15 protein-coding genes and 1 pseudogene are annotated in these 18,392 nt (G+C 58.9%); 9 read left to right on the forward strand and 7 right to left on the reverse strand.

The genetic code is table 11. The features are described 5' to 3' along the window. Positions 1-29: 29 nt before the first annotated feature. Positions 30-3,518 (forward strand): carbamoyl-phosphate synthase large subunit, encoded by a 3,489-nt coding sequence (carB, locus tag CRP02_RS22140; protein ID WP_097103002.1) that lies wholly within the window; start codon positions 30-32, stop codon positions 3,516-3,518. A gap of 83 nt (positions 3,519-3,601) precedes the next feature. Here the strand turns inward: carB and CRP02_RS22145 are convergent, their stop codons facing one another. From CRP02_RS22145 to CRP02_RS22155, 3 genes are all read right to left on the reverse strand, one after another. Then, positions 3,602-4,741 (reverse strand): GGDEF domain-containing protein, encoded by a 1,140-nt coding sequence (locus CRP02_RS22145; RefSeq protein WP_097172883.1) that lies wholly within the window; start codon positions 4,739-4,741, stop codon positions 3,602-3,604. 149 nt (positions 4,742-4,890) lie between these two features. Then, positions 4,891-6,339, reverse strand: coding sequence for a UdgX family uracil-DNA binding protein (locus tag CRP02_RS22150; RefSeq protein WP_097172302.1), 1,449 nt, complete (start codon positions 6,337-6,339; stop codon positions 4,891-4,893). Further along, complete coding sequence (locus tag CRP02_RS22155) at positions 6,339-7,571, reverse strand: putative DNA modification/repair radical SAM protein (RefSeq protein ID WP_097172303.1); 1,233 nt, start codon at positions 7,569-7,571, stop codon at positions 6,339-6,341. The genes CRP02_RS22150 and CRP02_RS22155 overlap by 1 nt, the downstream gene beginning before the upstream one ends. 221 nt (positions 7,572-7,792) lie before the next feature. Here CRP02_RS22155 and greA point away from each other — a divergent pair, with 221 nt between their 5' ends. Continuing rightward, complete coding sequence (gene greA / locus CRP02_RS22160; protein ID WP_003513396.1) at positions 7,793-8,269, forward strand: transcription elongation factor GreA; 477 nt, start codon at positions 7,793-7,795, stop codon at positions 8,267-8,269. Positions 8,270-8,360: 91 nt separating this feature from the next. Next, complete coding sequence (locus tag CRP02_RS22165) at positions 8,361-9,416, forward strand: glycosyltransferase family 4 protein (protein ID WP_097172304.1); 1,056 nt, start codon at positions 8,361-8,363, stop codon at positions 9,414-9,416. Positions 9,417-9,447: 31 nt separating this feature from the next. Here the strand turns inward: CRP02_RS22165 and CRP02_RS22170 are convergent, their stop codons facing one another. Beyond that, positions 9,448-9,915 (reverse strand): Lrp/AsnC family transcriptional regulator, encoded by a 468-nt coding sequence (locus CRP02_RS22170; protein ID WP_003513401.1) that lies wholly within the window; start codon positions 9,913-9,915, stop codon positions 9,448-9,450. Between the two features lie 254 nt (positions 9,916-10,169). Between CRP02_RS22170 and trxB the strand changes: the two genes are divergently transcribed. The 4 genes from trxB to CRP02_RS22190 all read left to right on the forward strand — a co-directional run bounded on the left by trxB (position 10,170) and on the right by CRP02_RS22190 (position 14,194). Further along, positions 10,170-11,144 carry a thioredoxin-disulfide reductase gene (gene trxB, locus CRP02_RS22175; RefSeq protein WP_003513403.1) on the forward strand — a complete coding sequence of 325 codons (975 nt, stop codon included), beginning with the start codon at positions 10,170-10,172 and terminating at the stop codon, positions 11,142-11,144. A gap of 24 nt (positions 11,145-11,168) precedes the next feature. Beyond that, a complete protein-coding gene (locus CRP02_RS22180) occupies positions 11,169-12,065 on the forward strand; it encodes a LysR family transcriptional regulator VtlR (RefSeq protein WP_003513405.1) in 897 nt (298 codons plus the stop codon). A 598-nt stretch (positions 12,066-12,663) separates the two neighbouring features. Further along, the gene (locus CRP02_RS22185) at positions 12,664-12,954 is read left to right on the forward strand and encodes an ArsR/SmtB family transcription factor (protein WP_003513408.1); all 291 of its coding nucleotides are present in this window, start codon (positions 12,664-12,666) and stop codon (positions 12,952-12,954) included. Between the two features lie 127 nt (positions 12,955-13,081). Then, a complete protein-coding gene (locus tag CRP02_RS22190) occupies positions 13,082-14,194 on the forward strand; it encodes an alkene reductase (protein WP_097172305.1) in 1,113 nt (370 codons plus the stop codon). Between the two features lie 62 nt (positions 14,195-14,256). Here CRP02_RS22190 and CRP02_RS22195 read toward each other — a convergent pair. Beyond that, positions 14,257-14,640 (reverse strand): annotated as a pseudogene (locus CRP02_RS22195) (DUF6220 domain-containing protein); the annotation flags it as partial. Further along, a complete protein-coding gene (locus CRP02_RS22200) occupies positions 14,640-15,677 on the reverse strand; it encodes an NAD-dependent epimerase/dehydratase family protein (RefSeq protein WP_097172884.1) in 1,038 nt (345 codons plus the stop codon). The pseudogene CRP02_RS22195 and the gene CRP02_RS22200, both read right to left, overlap by 1 nt. Positions 15,678-15,740: 63 nt before the next feature. Here CRP02_RS22200 and CRP02_RS22205 point away from each other — a divergent pair, with 63 nt between their 5' ends. Beyond that, on the forward strand, positions 15,741-16,712 hold the full coding sequence (locus CRP02_RS22205; protein WP_179784100.1) for a LysR family transcriptional regulator: 972 nt from the start codon (positions 15,741-15,743) through the stop codon (positions 16,710-16,712). Positions 16,713-16,821: 109 nt separating this feature from the next. Here the strand turns inward: CRP02_RS22205 and CRP02_RS22210 are convergent, their stop codons facing one another. Continuing rightward, positions 16,822-17,088, reverse strand: coding sequence for a DUF2188 domain-containing protein (locus CRP02_RS22210; protein ID WP_003513427.1), 267 nt, complete (start codon positions 17,086-17,088; stop codon positions 16,822-16,824). A gap of 197 nt (positions 17,089-17,285) precedes the next feature. On the opposite strand from CRP02_RS22210, the gene CRP02_RS22220 reads away from it, so the two are divergent. Next, the gene (locus CRP02_RS22220; protein WP_097172306.1) at positions 17,286-18,392 is read left to right on the forward strand and encodes a calcium:proton antiporter; all 1,107 of its coding nucleotides are present in this window, start codon (positions 17,286-17,288) and stop codon (positions 18,390-18,392) included.

The raw sequence follows: 18,392 nt of genomic DNA on the forward strand, positions 1-18,392 counted from the left end.
GCGCAACCAAAACGCGGAACGAGAGAGCCATGCCGAAGCGCCAAGATATCAAGTCCATCCTCATCATTGGCGCAGGACCGATCGTCATCGGCCAGGCATGTGAATTCGACTATTCCGGCACCCAGGCCTGCAAGGCGCTGAAGGAAGAGGGTTACCGGGTCATTCTGGTCAACTCCAACCCGGCCACAATCATGACCGATCCGGGCCTTGCCGACGCAACCTATGTCGAGCCGATCACCCCGGAAGTCGTTGCCAAGATCATCGCCAAGGAACGCCCGGACGCGCTGCTTCCTACCATGGGCGGCCAGACCGCACTCAACACCGCGCTGTCCCTGAAGCGCATGGGCGTTCTCGACCGCTACAATGTGGAAATGATCGGCGCCAAGCCCGAAGCCATCGACATGGCCGAAGACCGCGCCCTCTTCCGCGAGGCCATGGCCCGCATCGGCCTCGAAACGCCGAAGTCCATGCTGGCCAACGCCACTGAAATCAAGGACGCCGACCGCAAGAAGCACGAAGCTGCCCGCGCCGAACTGAAGGCGAAGCTTTCCGGTGCGGAACTGGACAAGGCGCTGGACGATCTGGAAAACCAGTGGAACCTTGGCGAGACCGACCGCAAGCAGCGTTACATGGCGCATGCGATTGCAATCGCCGCCCAGGCGATCGACCATGTCGGCCTGCCCGCCATCATCCGCCCGTCCTTCACGCTCGGCGGCACCGGCGGCGGCATTGCCTATAACCGCTCCGAATTCTTCGACATCGTCTCGGGCGGCCTCGACGCTTCGCCGACCACCGAGGTGCTGGTCGAAGAATCGGTTCTCGGCTGGAAGGAATATGAGATGGAAGTGGTCCGCGACACCGCGGACAACTGCATCATCATCTGCTCCATCGAAAACATCGATCCGATGGGCGTCCACACCGGCGATTCCATCACCGTTGCGCCAGCGCTGACGCTGACCGACAAGGAATACCAGATCATGCGCAACGCCTCCATTGCGGTGCTGCGTGAGATCGGCGTGGAAACCGGCGGCTCGAACGTGCAGTTCGCCGTCAACCCGAAAGACGGCCGCCTCGTCGTCATCGAAATGAACCCGCGCGTTTCGCGCTCGTCCGCTCTCGCCTCCAAGGCGACCGGCTTCCCGATTGCCAAGATCGCCGCCAAGCTCGCCATCGGCTATACGCTCGACGAGCTGGAAAACGATATCACCGGCGGCGCGACGCCTGCATCGTTCGAACCGTCGATCGACTACGTCGTCACCAAGATCCCGCGTTTCGCCTTCGAGAAGTTCCCGGGCGCCTCGCCGATCCTCACCACGGCCATGAAGTCCGTCGGTGAAGTCATGGCCATCGGCCGCACCTTCGCAGAATCGCTGCAGAAGGCGCTGCGTGGCATGGAAACCGGCCTCACCGGTCTCGATGAAATCGAAATCCCCGGCTTTGAAGAGGGCGAAGGCTCCAAGAACGCCATCCGCGCCGCCATCGGCACGCCGACGCCGGATCGCCTGCGCATGGTTGCCCAGGCGCTGCGCATGGGAATGACGGAAGAAGAAGTCCACGAAAACTCGAAGATCGACCCCTGGTTCATCGCCCAGTTCAAGGCAATTGTGGACATGGAAGCCCGTGTCCGTGAGCAAGGCCTCCCGCAGGACGCAGAGAACCTGCGCATGCTCAAAGCCATGGGCTTTTCCGACGCCCGCCTGGCAATTCTGACGGGCAAGCGCCCGAAGGAAGTGGCCGAACTGCGCAACAGCCTCAATGTTCGCCCGGTCTTCAAGCGCATCGATACCTGCGCAGCAGAATTCGCCTCGCCCACCGCCTACATGTATTCGACCTATGAAATCCCCTTCGTCGGCGCCGCCCGCTCTGAAGCGCAGGTTTCCGACCGCAAGAAGGTCGTCATCCTCGGCGGCGGTCCGAACCGTATCGGCCAGGGCATCGAGTTCGATTATTGCTGCTGCCATGCCGCCTTCGCGCTGAAGGATGCAGGCTTCGAAGCGATCATGATCAACTGCAACCCGGAAACGGTTTCGACCGACTACGACACCTCCGACCGCCTCTATTTCGAACCGCTGACGGCCGAAGACGTGATCGAGATCATGCGCGCCGAACAGGAAAAGGGCGAGCTGGTCGGCGTCATCGTACAGTTCGGCGGCCAGACGCCGCTGAAGCTGGCAGAAGCGCTTGAAAAGAACGGTATCCCGATCCTCGGCACCGCGCCTGACATGATCGACCTTGCCGAAGACCGCGACCGCTTCCAGAAGCTGCTGATGAAGCTTGACCTCGCCCAGCCGAACAACGGCATTGCCTATTCGGTCGAGCAGGCGCGCCTCGTCGCTTCGGAAATCGGCTTCCCGCTGGTCGTGCGTCCGTCCTATGTTCTGGGTGGCCGCGCCATGCAGATCATCCATTCGGAAGGCCAGCTCCAGACCTATCTGCTCGACACGGTTCCGGGCCTCGTACCTGAGGACATCAAGCAGCGTTACCCGAACGACAAGACCGGCCAGATCAACACCCTGCTCGGCAAGAACCCGCTTCTGTTCGACAGCTACCTGACCAACGCCGTCGAAGTCGACGTCGATGCACTGTGCGACGGCGAAAGCGTCTTCGTGTCGGGCATCATGGAGCACATCGAAGAAGCCGGTATCCACTCGGGCGACTCGGCCTGCTCGCTGCCGTCCCGTTCGCTGAGCAAGGAAACCCTCGACGAACTGGAACGCCAGACGACGGCGCTTGCAAAGGCGCTCAACGTCGGTGGCCTGATGAACGTTCAATACGCGATCAAGGACGGCACGATCTACGTTCTCGAAGTCAACCCGCGCGCCTCGCGCACGGTGCCCTTCGTTGCAAAAACCATCGGTGCGCCGATTGCCAAGATCGCTGCCCGTGTCATGGCCGGCGAGAAGCTTGATGCGGCGATTGCCGCTTACGGCAAGAAACCCGACCCGCGCAACCTGAAGCACATCGCCGTCAAGGAAGCCGTTTTCCCGTTCGCCCGCTTCCCCGGCGTCGACATTCTGCTCGGACCGGAAATGCGCTCGACCGGCGAAGTCATCGGCCTCGACACCGATTTCGCACTGGCCTTCGCCAAGAGCCAGCTCGGCGCCGGCGTCGACCTGCCGCGCTCCGGCACCGTCTTCGTCTCGGTGCGCGACGACGACAAGGACCGCGTATTGCCCGCAATCCGTATTCTGGTCGAGAGCGGCTTCAGGGTACTGGCAACCGGCGGCACCCAGCGTTTCCTTGCTGAACAGGGCATCAACGCCGAGAAGATCAACAAGGTGCAGGAAGGTCGTCCGCATATCGAAGACGCCATCCGCAACCGTCAGGTACAGCTGGTCATCAACACCACCGACAGCAACAAGGCGATCTCCGACTCGAAGTCGCTGCGCCGCGCAACGCTGATGCAGAAAGTGCCCTACTACACCACGATGGCCGGTGCCGAAGCAGCAGCCCTTGCCATCAAGGCGCTGAAAGCCGGCAACCTCGAAGTGAAGCCCTTGCAGAGCTACTTCCTGTAAAACCAGCCGACAACGAAGATCATGGAAACGCCGCGGGTCATGCCTGCGGCGTTTTGCATTGTCTCACAAAAAGCTCAAAAGCCTCATGCCGCCAGCGCTTCTCGCACGCAATTACGCCCATCTGTCTTGGCGCGGTAAAGGGCGCGGTCCGCCATTTCCGCCAGGGTCTGAAGATCGCAGCGCACATCTCCGCTGGTTGCGACGCCGATGCTGATCGTCACGCCGACACGCAAACCGCCGCAATCGACTTCGGTTATCGCAATCGCATCGCGAATGCGTTCTCCGATCATGGAAGCCTTTTGAACACCGGCACCCGGCAGGAAGATGATGAACTCCTCGCCACCGTAACGCGCCAGCACGTCACCACCGCGTATGCTGCCGCCGATACGCTTCGCCACTTCCTGAAGAACGCTGTCGCCGACGGCGTGGCCGAAGCGGTCGTTGATTGATTTGAAGTGGTCGATATCGAGCAGCATCGCCGCATCGGTGGGACCCGGCACCGCCGGCATGGCCTGGAAGAAAAAACGACGGTTCTTGACGCCCGTCAGAGGATCGGTGTTGGCGAGAACCAGCAATTTCCGCTCTGACCGCTCGGCTACCAGCATCATCACGAACAGCGCAATGGCGAAGTTCAACATGATGATCAAGAAAAACGCATTGACCAGATCGATGGTGGCGTATTGGGGCAAAAGCACGCTCTTTGCCACCGACAACGAAATCAGGCCGGAAATACCCGCAATCGCGCCCAGCGCGAAGCGGGACAGGAGTGGCTCCTTGCGCCACCGCGCGAAAAGCCCGCCCGCTCCCGCAAGATAGGCCAGAGCCGCACAGCCGTTGAACAGGGCCGCACGATAAGCGTTGTTGTCAGCCACCTGCTGTGCAAGGACAATTGCCAGCAAGGCAATGAAACAGACAGTTGACACTGTCCTCCTGCTGGCAGCACGTCCGTCGCTCAGGATTTTCAGGCCAAGCCAGATCAGCGCATAACCCACAATACCGAAGACGATGCTGCCGAATTGCCACAAGGCCGGAGACATTATTCCCCACTCACCATACCCAGCGAGCGTGGAGCCGGCAGCCATGGCTGCGAAGCCTGCTGCAAGAGATGTCGGGCCGCGCAAACCACGATTTGTGAGCTTCAGATATATAAAACTCAGCATTCCAACAATGTAAGAACACTTTTGCATCAGTATCACTGTTGCAAGATCTAGTTCGCCGAGCATCATACATCCACGCAATGAATAAATATAAATAGCTGAATTATAGTATCAAGTATAAAATTTCAATAAAAATAACCAATAAACAAAAATTTAATCATATCGATGAAGACATCGATGATCATCCAATATAACATAGCAATACACAAAACGGTCTATTCGAATAATCTTATAAAATCAATTTCATTCCTGAAATTTTGCATTTCCGCCTGCTTCTGCCGCGAGTCGGGAAGGCGAAGAAGATAGGAAGGGTGCACCGTGACAAAAAGCGTCCGCTCCTCCTGCATCGGAATCGGGCGACCCCGAACCTCGGAGACCTTTTCCTTTCCGCCCGTCAGCGCATAAAGCGCAGTTGCACCCATGGCAACGATAAGCTTCGGCCGTACCAGCTCGATTTCCTTGTTAAGCCACCAGCGGCATTGCTGCACCTCGCCCGCATCCGGTCGCTGGTGGATGCGCCGCTTGCCGCGGGCCTCATATTTGAAGTGTTTGACGGCGTTGGTGACATAAAGCTTTTTGCGGTCAATACCGGCTTCAACCAACGTCCGGTCGAACAGCCGACCAGCGGGACCGACGAAAGGTTTTCCGGCAAGATCCTCGTGATCTCCCGGCTGTTCCCCGACGATCATCACTTTCGCATCTTCAGGTCCCATGCCGAATACCGTCTGCGTTGCCTTGCAATGCAGGGCGCAGCGCGTGCATTGGCCAGCCTCCCGCGCCAATGAAGCGAGCGTACCGTCCGGCGCCAGTGGCGGCTCTTCACGCGCCGAGGCCGCCGCCTGCAGGCGGTGATGGAATGGTTGCGGCTGGCTCGCAGCCTTTGCCGCCATCTCCAGCACCCGCGCCTCGGCACCGAGAACGAGACCTGGAATAAGCTCGGCTTCCGGTAGATTCTTCCAGTATTTCTTTGGCATCTCTGCCGTCATCGCTTTTATCTTAAGACGCGCCGGATTGAATATATTGGCATAATAGGTTCGCCACAGCTCGTCCGTTTCATCCGTCAGCTCAGGCTTGGACGCGGCCTGCCGCGATGTCTCCAGCACGTTTCCGTCCCACCGCGCGGAGCCGTTGGGTGTCGCGATCAGCCAGTCCATATCCGTGAACCGCCGCTGGAAAAACGGGGCCGTACGCTCGACGATGAAGTGATCCGGCTCGAACCATGCGACGAAGCGCCGCCGCCCGCCCTGCCCCTGCGGCAAGGATAATTCCTTGAAGCGAACAAAGGCCGTCATCTTGTGACAATCGCGACGGACCGATTTTTCAAGCTGCCGGGCTTCGGAAACATCCGCATCGGACTTGAACTGCAACAGGGCGCGATCCCGCTTCAGCCGCCACAGCAACCGGTAAAGCAGTGCGAAACGACCCGGATCGCTATGACAGATAATCGCTTGCGCCAAAGTCAGAAAGGAGGCTGGAACGGATACCTGCACGTCATCCGCACGGGCCGCCGGCAAAGGCTCTCCGGCAAAATCGAGAAGCCCCGCTTTGTCATCCCGCAACCGCCAGTCAATCGCCTCCGGCGGCACATTGGCGGCGAGAGCCGCGCGCGCCGCATCACGCCACTCTCCGAAATCGCCCCGCCCTTCCAGAACCGGGCCGTACATCACAGCAGCGATAACTGTTCGGGCTGCGGAGCAAACATCGCTCGCAAATCCGGCCGTTCTGTCAGCTTGCCCGGCGTCCAGCCCTCGGCGACGATGAAGGCCTTCACCTTTTTCACGGAAACGCCGAAGCGGGCGATATCCTCCAGCCGCAACCGTCGAAACCGGCGTGAAGACAGGATCGAGGCGACCGTCTTGGTACCGAAGCCGGGCACGCGCAGCAATATTTCACGATCCGCCACGTTCACGTCCACCGGAAAACGGTCGCGATTTTTCAGCGCCCAGGCAAGCTTCGGATCTATATCGAGATCGAGCATACCGTTACCGCCGATCGCGGTTATTTCACCAATGTCGAACCCATAAAAACGATAAAGCCAGTCGGCCTGATAAAGCCTGTGTTCCCGCATCAAAGGCGGTTTGATGAGCGGCAGGTTCTTCGACGAATCCGGAATGGGGCTGAAAGCCGAATAATAGACGCGCCGCAAACCATAGCTGCCATAAAGCCGGGCGCTGGTGGACAGAATGGTGCTGTCATCAGCCCCATCCGCCCCCACGATCATCTGCGTGCTCTGTCCGGCAGGCGCAAAACGTTTGGTCTTTCGCGTCCTGACAGTCGGCTCCCCCGCCTCCTCGATCTTCAGGCGGATATCGGCCATCGAGCGGCGGATATTGGCGGGCTGCTTTTCCGGCGCAAAACGGCTGACGCCGCTATCGGTCGGCAATTCGATGTTGATCGACAGCCGGTCGGCGTAAAGCCCCGCTTCCTCAATAAGCTTTGGCGATGCTTCGGGAATGGATTTCAGATGGATATAGCCGCGAAAGCCATGTGTTACGCGCAGTTCCCGCGCCACCCGCACCATCTCTTCCATCGTATGATCGGACGAGCGGATAATGCCGGAAGAGAGAAACAGCCCCTCGATATAGTTGCGCCGATAGAACTCCAGCGTCAGCCACACCACCTCCTCGGCAGTAAACCGCGCCCGCTCGACATTGCTCGAAGAACGATTGATGCAATAGGCGCAATCATAGATGCAGAAATTGGTGAGCAGTATCTTCAGGAGCGAAATGCAGCGCCCATCTGGCGCATAGGCATGGCATATGCCCGACCCCTCCGTGGAGCCAAGTCCGCCGGATGCAGCAGAGCTGCGTTTCGTCGTGCCGCTGGAGGCACAGGACGCATCGTATTTGGCCGCATCGGAAAGAATGGCCAGCCGTTGCCTGATTGACTTCTTCATGGTTATGTTCACTATATGTTCTATTGAAAAATGTCAATCTCATCTGTTAAAGCCCTGAACGAATGCAAGAAAATGCCCGTCTCAAATTTGCTGGCATTTCGCTGTCGTCTTCTGATATAGTCGGCTTAGTTATGATTTTGGCATGGTTCCGGAGTTCCCCTCCGGAACCTGTTTCTTTTTGTGTCTGCAAGTAAAGCGACAGGACTGCGAAGGATAAAAAAATGGTAGAAAAAGTACCGATGACGCACGGTGGATTCATCAAGCTGCAGGAGGAGCTGCGCTTTCGCCAGCAGGAGGAGCGTCCCCGTATCATCGAGGCAATTGCGGAGGCGCGCGCCCATGGCGACCTTTCGGAAAACGCCGAATACCACGCTGCCAAGGAAGCCCAGAGCCATAACGAAGGCCGCATCACCGAACTCGAAGATCTGACCGCACGCGCGGAAGTCATCGACCTGTCCAAGATGTCCGGTTCCAAGATCAAGTTCGGCGCCACCGTCAAGCTGATCGACGAGGATAGCGACGAGGAAAGAATCTATCAGATCGTTGGCGACCAGGAAGCCGATGTGAAGGCTGGACGCATTTCCATTTCCTCGCCCATCGCCCGCGCCCTCATCGGCAAGGAAGTCGGTGACAGCATCGAAGTCAACGCACCGGGCGGCGCCAAGGGTTACGAGATTCTCGCCGTACAGTGGGGCTGATCTGCCCTTTCATGCAATGCGCCCCTGGGGCGCATTGCATTGATATCCTGAACTGAACATCCTGCCTTAGCCGCAAAGACGGAAGCCCATCTTGTCCCACGCCAGTCTGAAAGATGTGCAGGTGCTTGCGCCGAACTTCAAGCGCAGGCTCTCCGGCGTTACCTCCACCATCGTTCAGCTTATTCCGGTACAAAACCGGCTGGGTCAGAAAGTGGCCGTCATCGGCCCGGGCCTGCCGCAGCATCTGCCACATGTGCGCTTCCGTGATCTGTGGCGGCTCTGGCAAAACGGCCCGCTCAGCGGTCCGCGCATCTGGCACGCCCGCCGCAATCTCGAAATGTTGCCGGGCATTCTCATGCGTGACGTGCTGCGCATGCAGGTGAAGCTGATGTTCACCTCGGCGGCGCAAAGGCGACATTCCGCCTATACCCGCTTTCTGATTTCGAAAATGGATGCGGTCGTCGCGACAAGCGGCCGCTCAGGCTCGTTTCTGGAAGTACCACACAGCGTCGTCATGCATGGCGTCGATACCGAGCTGTTTCACCCCGCAACCGGCCCGGAGGATACGGTCGCTTCGACCGGCCTGCCGGGGCAATATCTCATCGGATGTTTTGGACGGGTGCGCCACCAGAAGGGCACAGACCTTTTCGTGCGCGCCATGATCGAACTCCTGCCCGACTATCCCGAATGGACGGCCGTCGTTTCCGGCCGCGTGACGGGAGAGCACAAGGCCTTCGCCGACAAGCTCGTGGCCGATGTCGCAGCAGCCGGTCTTGCGGACCGCATCGCGTTTCAGGGCGAGGTGGACGACATCAAGCCCTGGTATCGGCGGCTGACCCTCTATGTCGCGCCGTCACGCAACGAGGGCTTTGGCCTGACGCCACTGGAAGCCATGGCGTCTGAGACGGCTGTCGTTGCCAGCAATGCCGGCGCCTATGAGGAAATGATCGTCAAGGGCGAGACCGGCATGGTCGTTGAGGCCGGCGACTACGCGTCCCTGCGGGATGCCATTAAAACCTATCTTGCCGATCCTGCTCTCGCCAGGGACCATGCCCGCGCCGGACTTGCGCATGTGCGCACTGCATTTCCGCTGGAAAAAGAGGCGACAAGCCTCGGCACGATCTACGACGCGTTGCGGCGCGGGTAAGCGCCGGCGCAATCACTCAAAGGTCCGCCGATCAGATTTCCACCAGACCGACGCGCTTGACCTGACGGATGGTGAGCATGGTGCGCACGGTGTCGACGTTTTCGTCCGCTGTCAGAACCTCGATGACGAAATCCTGAAACTCGGTCAGGTTTCTGGCGATGCAATGCAGAAGGAAATCACTTTCGCCGGATACCATCCAGGCCTGGCGCACCAGCGACCATCCGGCCGTCGCCGCTGCAAAGGCTTTCAGATTGCTGTCCGACTGGCGCTTGAGGCCGACCATGCAGAAGGCAACGAGATCGAAACCGAGCTTCGGCGCGTTCAACATGGCGTGATAACCCTCGATCACGTCAGCTTCTTCCAGCTTGCGGACGCGCCTGAGGCACGGCGGCGCGGAAATACCGACCCGTTCGGCCAGCTCCACGTTGGTCATGCGCCCGTCGCGCTGCAATTCGCGCAGGATTTTCAGATCGATGGCATCGAGTTCGACGCTGGTCACGGAGAGGTTCCTCGTTAAGCCGGAGAACTTCCTTGTACTACCAGGCGCAGGATTCGCAACAATATGCCGCCGGCCGGTCACAAAATTGCGCGCGCATCCACAACTGCCTTGTTGGTAACGCAAGGCTGCCCTTGAATAAAGGCACTAGACAACCTTAAATACCGGGCAACGAAGGGGTTGCGGCCTGTCCACCGTGATGCGGCTGGAATGTTCTGCTGCCGAAAGGCCCCGCTACTTTAAAAAGGATTGTTTCCATGTCTGCCCGCCATACCAAGGTATTGATCATTGGCTCTGGTCCCGCCGGTTATACCGCGGCGATCTACGCGGCCCGCGCAATGCTGAAACCCGTGCTGATTGCCGGCATGGAACAGGGTGGCCAGCTGATGATCACCACCGATGTCGAAAACTATCCGGGCTTTGCCGATCCGATCCAGGGCCCCTGGCTGATGGACCAGATGCTGAAGCAGGCGACGCATGTGGGTGCGGAAATCGTCAGCGACCTCGTGACCGAAGTCGAAACCAACACCCGCCCCTTCGTGGTCAAGACCGATTCCGGTCAGGTCTGGACCGCTGACACGCTGATCATCGCAACGGGCGCAAAGGCCAAGTGGCTCGGTATCGAGAGTGAGCAGCACTTTCAGGGCTTCGGCGTTTCCGCCTGCGCCACCTGCGACGGTTTCTTCTATCGCAACAAGGATGTGATCGTGGTTGGCGGCGGCAACTCTGCCGTTGAGGAAGCGCTCTATCTCGCCCATATCGCCAAGTCCGTAACCGTCGTGCACCGCCGCGACAGCTTCCGCTCGGAGAAAATCCTTCAGGAACGGCTTTTCGCCAAGGAAAACGTCAAGATCCTGTGGAACACGGAAATCGCCGAAATCACCGGCGCTCCCGCCAAGCCGCCCATGCCGCCGTCCGTCTCGGGTGTGCGGCTGCGTGACACCAAGACCGGTGTGATCAGCGACACGCCCATCGACGGCGTATTCGTCGCCATCGGCCACGCGCCGGCCGTCGAACTGTTCAAGGGCAAGGTGAAGCTCAAGGACAATGGCTACATGTGGACCGCGCCCGATTCCACCGCTACCGACGTGGAAGGTATTTTCGCCGCCGGCGACGTTACCGACGACATATACCGTCAGGCCATCACCGCCGCCGGTATGGGCTGTATGGCCGCCCTCGAAGCAGAACGGTACCTCACCGCGCAGCAGCCGCTTGCGGTAGCAGCCGAATAACCGAAAGGCAGGATAGGCATGGCAATGCCATTGGACTGGGATAAACTGCGCATTTTTCATGCCGCAGCCGAAGCGGGGTCTTTCACCCACGCTGCCGACAAGCTGCATTTGTCCCAGTCGGCCATCAGCCGCCAGGTCAGCGCGCTGGAACAGGATGTTGGCGTGAAACTGTTTCACCGCCACGCCAGAGGTCTCATCCTCACCGAGCAGGGCGAACTGCTGTATCGCACCGCCCATGACGTGTTGCTGAAGCTCGAAACCGTCAAGATGCAACTGACCGAAACGACAGAGAAGCCGAGCGGCAAGCTGCGCGTGACGACGACGGTTGGTCTCGGCCAGGGTTGGTTGACGGACAAGGTGCAGGAATTCCTGCAGCTCTATCCGGAAATGTCGATCCAGCTGATCCTCGACAATGAGGAGCTGGATGTGAACATGCGCCACGCCGATTGCGCCATCCGCCTGCGCCAGCCGCAACAGTCCGACCTTATCCAGCGCAAGCTGTTCACGGTGCACATGCACGTCTATGCGGCGCCGTCCTACATCAACCGCCACGGCGAGCCGCAGTCGATCGAGGATCTGGACAACCACCGCATCATCTCCTTCGGCGAACCGGCACCCAACTATCTGCTTGATGTCAACTGGCTGGAAAATGCGGGACGCTCGTCGGACAACACCCGCATTCCGCATCTGCAGATCAACAGCCAGACCTCGATCAAGCGCGCCTGCCTGCTGGGAATAGGTATCGCCTGTTTGCCGGATTACATCGTCGGGCGCGATCCGGGATTGATTCAGTTGTCGCTTGCCGCCGATATTCCCTCGTTCGACACTTACTTCTGTTACCCGGACGAGATGAAAAACGCTGCAAAACTGAAAGCCTTCCGCGACTTCGTCGTTGCCAAGGCACGGAACTGGAACTTCTGACGTTTAAATAGGCCAGCACCACAAAATATCATACTAATTCATGGGGTTGGCCGTCCCAAGATGGCGGCGCGACAGACGCGCCGCACTTAAGCTTTGCACATAAATTATACCGGAAATATCTAGACCTGCATCGCACGCATGCCTGACCTGCACAAAAAAGAGTTGTTTCGTGCACAAAAAAGCACCATATCGCTCTCAGTTGATGCACACGGTGGCTTTTCCTCCCAGTTCCACCGCATCAGCTGTTCCCCTCTGGAGGTTTTTGACCTTCACACTTAAAGGGCCCTGGATTTATCCGGCGGCCCTCTTTTTTTACCCGCAAGAATTTTCTCCAATTTGGCGAAATATCGCATGATGCAACCTTGTTTTGTATTCTTGCCACTCCCATATTTCAATCAGCTGTCACGCCTGCCTATGCACGCGACAGCTGTTCCCCTCTGGAGGTTTTAACCTTCAAACTCATTGGCCGCGGAGAAATCCGGCGGCCATTTTTTTGCGCGCTGTTCTCGGCCCGGGTGACAACCTCACAGAGACGTGAATTGTATATCGGAAACTATCGATATAAATATCGAGCATGCCAGATATTAGAGAAACGCAGATGAACCCGGAGGAAATCCTCAAAGCCCTTTCACACCCCGCAAGGCTGAAGTTCCTCGAATGGCTGAAGAGCCCCGAAAGTCACTTCTGTCAGGATCATCCGCTCAGCATGGGCGTATGCGCCAATCAGTTCCAGATCAGCGGCCTGTCGCAATCGACGGTCTCTTCACATCTGGCGGTTTTGCAGGCAGCTGGCCTGATAAGGTCAAAGAAAGTCGGGCAATGGGTGTTTTTCGAACGCAACGAGGAAACCATCGACGCCTTCCGCAATTATCTGCAAGCCAATCTTTGAGCCTCCCAAGCTTATAAGACCGGGGCGTCGGACCGGAAACTGCAAGGCGGTTTTCTCTCCGATGCCCAGACATTAGGAAAGCGCGCCAGCCGCGCAATTTCGCCAACCGACCAGAAAGTGAAGTCGCATGACAAGTCTTTTCGAACCGGCACAGGCCGGCGATATCGCACTCGCCAACCGTATAGTCATGGCTCCCCTCACCCGCAACCGCTCGCCGGGGGCAATTCCCAACAATCTCAACGCCACCTATTACGAGCAGCGCGCAACAGCCGGGCTGATCGTGACCGAAGGCACGCCGATTTCCCAGCAAGGTCAGGGTTACGCGGATGTTCCGGGCCTCTACAAGAAGGAAGCGGTCGAGGGTTGGAAAAAGATCACGGATGGCGTGCATGCCGCCGGCGGCAAGATCGTCGCGCAGATCTGGCACGTGGGACGCATTTCCCACACCTCGCTCCAGCCGCATGGCGGACAGCCGGTCGCCCCTTCCGCGATTATCGCCAAGTCCAAGACCTATATCATCAATGATGACGGCACCGGCGCGTTTGCGGAAACCTCCGAGCCGCGCGCACTGACCATCGACGATATCGGCCTTATCCTTGAAGACTACCGCACCGGCGCGCGCGCCGCACTTGAGGCCGGTTTCGACGGTGTCGAAATCCATGCCGCCAACGGTTATCTGATCGAGCAGTTCCTGAAATCCAGCACCAACCAGCGCACCGACGAATATGGCGGCTCGATCGAAAACCGCGCCCGCTTCCTTCTGGAAGTCGTGGATGCGGTTGCGGAAGAGATCGGCGCAGGCCGCACCGGCATTCGCCTGTCCCCCGTCACGCCCGCCAACGACATTTTCGAGGCCGACCCGCAGCCACTCTATAATTACGTTGCGGAAGAACTCGGCAAACGCAATCTCGCCTTCATCCATGTTGTTGAAGGTGCGACCGGCGGTCCGCGTGACTTCAAGCAGGGCGACAAGCCCTTCGATTACGCAGCCTTCAAGGCCGCCTATCGCAATGCGGGCGGCAAGGGCCTGTGGATCGCCAACAATGGCTACGACCGTCAGAGCGCCATCGAGGCGGTGGAAAGCAGCAAGGTTGATGCAGTGGCCTTCGGCAAGGCCTTCATCGCCAACCCGGATCTGGTGCGTCGCCTCAAGGACAACGCGCCGCTGAACGAGCCGAACCAGCCGACCTTCTATGGTGGCGGGGCCGAAGGTTATACCGACTACCCGGCTCTTGGCTGATCAGTGCTAGACTCGAAACGCCGCACCGCTCCACAGCGGTGCGGCGTTTTGCCGTTTCGGGAAAGGCCTCGCGCCTGCCGCGCAGCAAAGTCTGAAAATGCGCCCATCACGAAGGCGTTGGCCACGTGCAGCGCCTGCAGAAAGCCACTGCCCGTTTCCCGACCGATGCTCATCAACGCCACCTGAAGGCAGTAGAGAGCGAGCAGCACGAGCGCGCGCCCAAGGTTCGGCCGGAGGTCATCATGACGAAGGGCGAGCACGACCAGCGACACAATGGGAACGGCAATCAGCATGCCAAGCCCCTTGTGAAGCGTAAGCAGCGATCCGTCATAATAGATCGACAGCCCGGCCAGCAGCACCTGCGCGAAAATCAGCACCGGCACGGCTGCAGAAATCACGGCGAACATACGGCGCCGGCGAGAAAATTCATTCGCTGCCGTGGCCATCACACCCTACCCCCGGCATCAGTCGCATGATGAAGGCCCGCCGGTTGCTGCACCTCGGCGAGACACCCAAGGCTCGCCAATGTTTCCGATACTGCCGCATCGATCGGCGTTCGCGGTTCCGCGCCGAGGAATTCGACAAGCTTGCGGTTGCTCATCCGGATCGGCATCTGCCAGAGATATTTCATTTCCATGACGTCGCGGAACAGGGGAACGAACGGTGCAGCCAGCCCGACGGCTAGCCACGAAAGCCGCCGCATCTTGACCGGATGGCCAACGGCCCGCTCGATTGCCCCGACCAGTTGCAGCCCGTCGAAATCCCAGACACCCTCCTTGTGGTAGACGGCAAACGTTTGAAGCTGGTCCGAGCGATCGAGCATCCGTCCGATTATCTCCGCAACATCCGGCAGATAGGCCCATTGATGCCCGGCATTCGGTACTGCTGGATTCTGAACGCTGCGAACCGGCTTGCCCGGTCGCACCAGCATCTGCGAAAACCAGTTGTTCTTCGCGTCCGGACCAAAGAAATCACCGGTGCGGACGATCAGGACCGGCACGCCGCGCATCGACGCCATTTTCAAACGCCGCTCCATTTCAACGCGCAAGCCGCCCTTGCGGGTGAAAGGCTTTTGCGGGCTGTCCTCCGTCAGAAGCGGAAAGGCATCCGGGCCAAAATTATAGATGCTGCCTGGAAACACGATCCTTGCCCCGCAGGCCTCGGCAGCGGCAATGGTATTGTCGAGCATCGGCAGCACTTGGCTGTCCCAGTTGCGATATCCCGGAGGATTGACCGCATGGACGATGAGCCCGGCGCCTTTTGCCGCCTCCACCACATCCTCCCGGTTCATGGCATCGCCAGTCACGCGCTCGACGCCATCGGCGGCATCAACTGGTGCCGATCGGCGAGTCATCGCCCGCACCCGCCAGCCGCGCTGCAACAACATCTTCGAGACATGGCTGCCGACGCCGCCATTCGCCCCAACAATCAGGGCCAGAGGCTGGTTATTCTCTGCTGTATTTGCGTGGTTTTCATATATCATTGCCATTACTCCTTCTTCTGGGCTGGAGTATCGAGCCATCAGGCGATATACGAAATTGTCCAAATGAGTGGAGCCGCTATACAAAATCTTATAATCAGAAGCCGCAATGTCAGCTGGGATTTTTACCGCACCTTCCTCAGCGTGCTGCGCGACGGCTCGCTTTCCGCCGCCGCCCGCGAACTCGGCATTACCCAACCGACAGCTGGGCGCCATATCGGAGCGCTGGAAGAGGCCATCGGCTTTCCGCTGTTCATCCGCTCGCCGCACGGGCTGATGCCGACGGAAGCGGCGCTGGCGCTCCGGCCCTATGCGGAAAATCTGGCGGCGACGGCCGCAGCCCTTATGCGGGCAGCCTCCGGCGAGGTCGGCAAGATCGAAGGAACCGTGCGTATCAGCGCATCGGATATCATCGGCGTCGAAATGCTGCCGCCGATCATCGCTGCCATGCAGGAGATTCACCCCCGGCTTGAAATAGAACTTTCACTCTCCGACACGCTGGAAGACCTTTTGCGGCGCGAGGCTGATATTGCCATCCGCATGACCGAACCGCAGCAGGATGCGATCGTCATGCGCTATATCGGCAATTTCCGTCTGGGATTTCATGCGACACGCGACTATCTGGCAAGAGCCGGCATCCCGAAAAACATGGAAGAACTGAACAACCACCGTATGATCGGTTTTGACCGCAAGACGCCTTTCATCAGGGCGGCGATCCAGCGCATGCGCGCGCTCGATCCGGAAATACCCGATATCGAAGAAATTTCCTTCGAAATTCGCGCCGACAGCAACCTCTCCCAGCTTGCCATGATCCGCGCCAGCGCGGGCATCGGCGTCTGTCAGATCGGCCTGGCACGCAAGGATCCGCGGCTTGTCCAGGTCCTTCCGAAAACCGACATCCCGCTGCACGCATGGGTCGCGATGCATGAAAATCTCAAGACCTCGCCGCGATGCCGTGCCGTGTTCAGCGCCCTTGTCGACGGCCTGAAGGCCCACCTGAAGGAAACCGATCCGGGCGCCCCGCCGCAACGACGCTAGCGCTATTACGGCATCGATGGCGCACGGCCTTGCGCCCGCAATTTCGCAAGACATACCGGCGAAGCATGGAGGGTGATGCTGTTATCACCGGAAATGTTGACGCCCTTCATCAAAACGGTCTGGCGGGCGGTGAAATCTTGTCGACCACTTCCGCCTCCGGCCGATCGCCGCCCTGGCTGTATTCCTCATGCCACTGGCCGCGTTCGTCCTGATAGCTGATTTCCTCGTCATCGCCGCCCACCTGCTGTTCGGCAGCAACGATGCGCGCGGCCTCAACGGCATCGGCATAGGTAGGAAATGTTTCGGAATAAGCGCCGTTCATGCGGTAGGCGAAGCCACCGTCATGTTCCACGACTTCATATACCACTTTTGTCATGCATGTTCCTCCTGTTTCAGTAGGCGACATGGCAACCACAACCGCGCTTCAAGCATTGCACCCAACGGGGGACAACACGGCATGAGCAGCATGTCCTTGACCGTACCACTATCCTACCAAACGCACTCAAGCGCAAATCCTGCTTGATCTTAACGACGATACGTCACAGCCTCATACTCTCAGGGGAAGGGAAATCGATGGCGGGTTCTATTTTAAAGCAGGAGCGCATGTTGCTGCTGGCAATACCGGTGGCAGTCGTCGCCTATATGGCCGAACATGCGATATTCGAGGCCGGCAAAACGGCGTCGCTGATTGCCGCGATCGCCCTGATCGGGATGATCGTTCTGGTGTCGATGCGGGTTGCCCATCACGCCGAAATCCTCGCCGCCAAGGTCGGCGACCCCTATGGCACTATGATCCTGACGCTGTCTGCCGTGGCGGTGGAAGTGCTGATCCTTGCCATCATCATGAGCGAATCCAACTCGCCGACGCTCGTGCGCGACACGATCTATTCCGCCGTGATGATCGACATCAACGGCATTCTGGGCCTAGCCGCCCTGCTGGGCGGTCTTCGCCACGGCGAGCAGCCCTACAATGACGATTCAGGCAAGACCTACGGCGTCATGATCCTGACCGCCATGGGCATTTCGATGATCGTGCCGGAATTCATCCCCAAGGAAAGCTGGCACGTCTATTCCGCCTTCACCATCGTCGCGATGATCGCGCTTTATGCGCTGTTCCTGAAAATGCAGGTTGGTCCGCACAGCTATTTCTTCAGTTACGCCTATCCCCGCAAGGCTCACCCCAGCGGTCATCCATCCGGCGATCACACGGAGGACGAGGATGAGGGCAGCGTGTCCCTCTCCATCGGTCTCATCATCGCGGGTGTCGTGCTGATCGGCGTGCTGGCGGAATTCATGGCGGCCTTCCTAAGCCAGAGCCTCGAGGGCACAAGCGCGCCACCGGCACTGATGGCCGTCGTGGTCGCGACGATCTCCGCATCACCGGAAATCCTGACCGCGCTCAGGTCCGCATTGCGCAACCGCATGCAGGCCGTGGTCAATATCGCCATGGGCGCATCGCTATCGACGGTCATCCTCACCGTCCCTGTGATGGAGGGCATCGCACTCTACACCGGTCAGCCATTCATCATGGCGATGACGCCGGTTCAGACGGTCATGGTCTTCATCACCCTCATCGCCGCCGCCATCAACCTCAATGACGGTGAAACCAACGCGATCGAAGGAATGACGCATTTCATCCTCTTCGCCACCTTCATCATGCTGTTGTTTCTCGGGCTTTAG

This window comes from Rhizobium sp. AN5 (assembly GCF_900215255.1).
GTDB lineage: Bacteria > Pseudomonadota > Alphaproteobacteria > Rhizobiales > Rhizobiaceae > Agrobacterium > Agrobacterium tumefaciens.

Bases quoted from the DNA above. Each gene is read 5' to 3' on its own strand.
- CRP02_RS22205 (WP_179784100.1), top strand. From the start codon at position 15,741: ATGAGTGGAGCCGCTATACAAAATCTTATAATCAGAAGCCGCAATGTC.
- CRP02_RS22220 (WP_097172306.1), top strand. From the start codon at position 17,286: ATGGCGGGTTCTATTTTAAAGCAGGAGCGCATGTTGCTGCTGGCAATA.
- CRP02_RS22180 (WP_003513405.1), top strand. From the start codon at position 11,169: ATGCCATTGGACTGGGATAAACTGCGCATTTTTCATGCCGCAGCCGAA.
- CRP02_RS22155 (WP_097172303.1), bottom strand. From the start codon at position 7,571: ATGAAGAAGTCAATCAGGCAACGGCTGGCCATTCTTTCCGATGCGGCC.
- CRP02_RS22145 (WP_097172883.1), bottom strand. From the start codon at position 4,741: ATGCTCGGCGAACTAGATCTTGCAACAGTGATACTGATGCAAAAGTGT.
- carB (WP_097103002.1), top strand. From the start codon at position 30: ATGCCGAAGCGCCAAGATATCAAGTCCATCCTCATCATTGGCGCAGGA.
- CRP02_RS22185 (WP_003513408.1), top strand. From the start codon at position 12,664: ATGAACCCGGAGGAAATCCTCAAAGCCCTTTCACACCCCGCAAGGCTG.
- CRP02_RS22150 (WP_097172302.1), bottom strand. From the start codon at position 6,339: ATGTACGGCCCGGTTCTGGAAGGGCGGGGCGATTTCGGAGAGTGGCGT.
- CRP02_RS22210 (WP_003513427.1), bottom strand. From the start codon at position 17,088: ATGACAAAAGTGGTATATGAAGTCGTGGAACATGACGGTGGCTTCGCC.
- trxB (WP_003513403.1), top strand. From the start codon at position 10,170: ATGTCTGCCCGCCATACCAAGGTATTGATCATTGGCTCTGGTCCCGCC.
- CRP02_RS22200 (WP_097172884.1), bottom strand. From the start codon at position 15,677: ATGATATATGAAAACCACGCAAATACAGCAGAGAATAACCAGCCTCTG.
- CRP02_RS22190 (WP_097172305.1), top strand. From the start codon at position 13,082: ATGACAAGTCTTTTCGAACCGGCACAGGCCGGCGATATCGCACTCGCC.
- greA (WP_003513396.1), top strand. From the start codon at position 7,793: ATGGTAGAAAAAGTACCGATGACGCACGGTGGATTCATCAAGCTGCAG.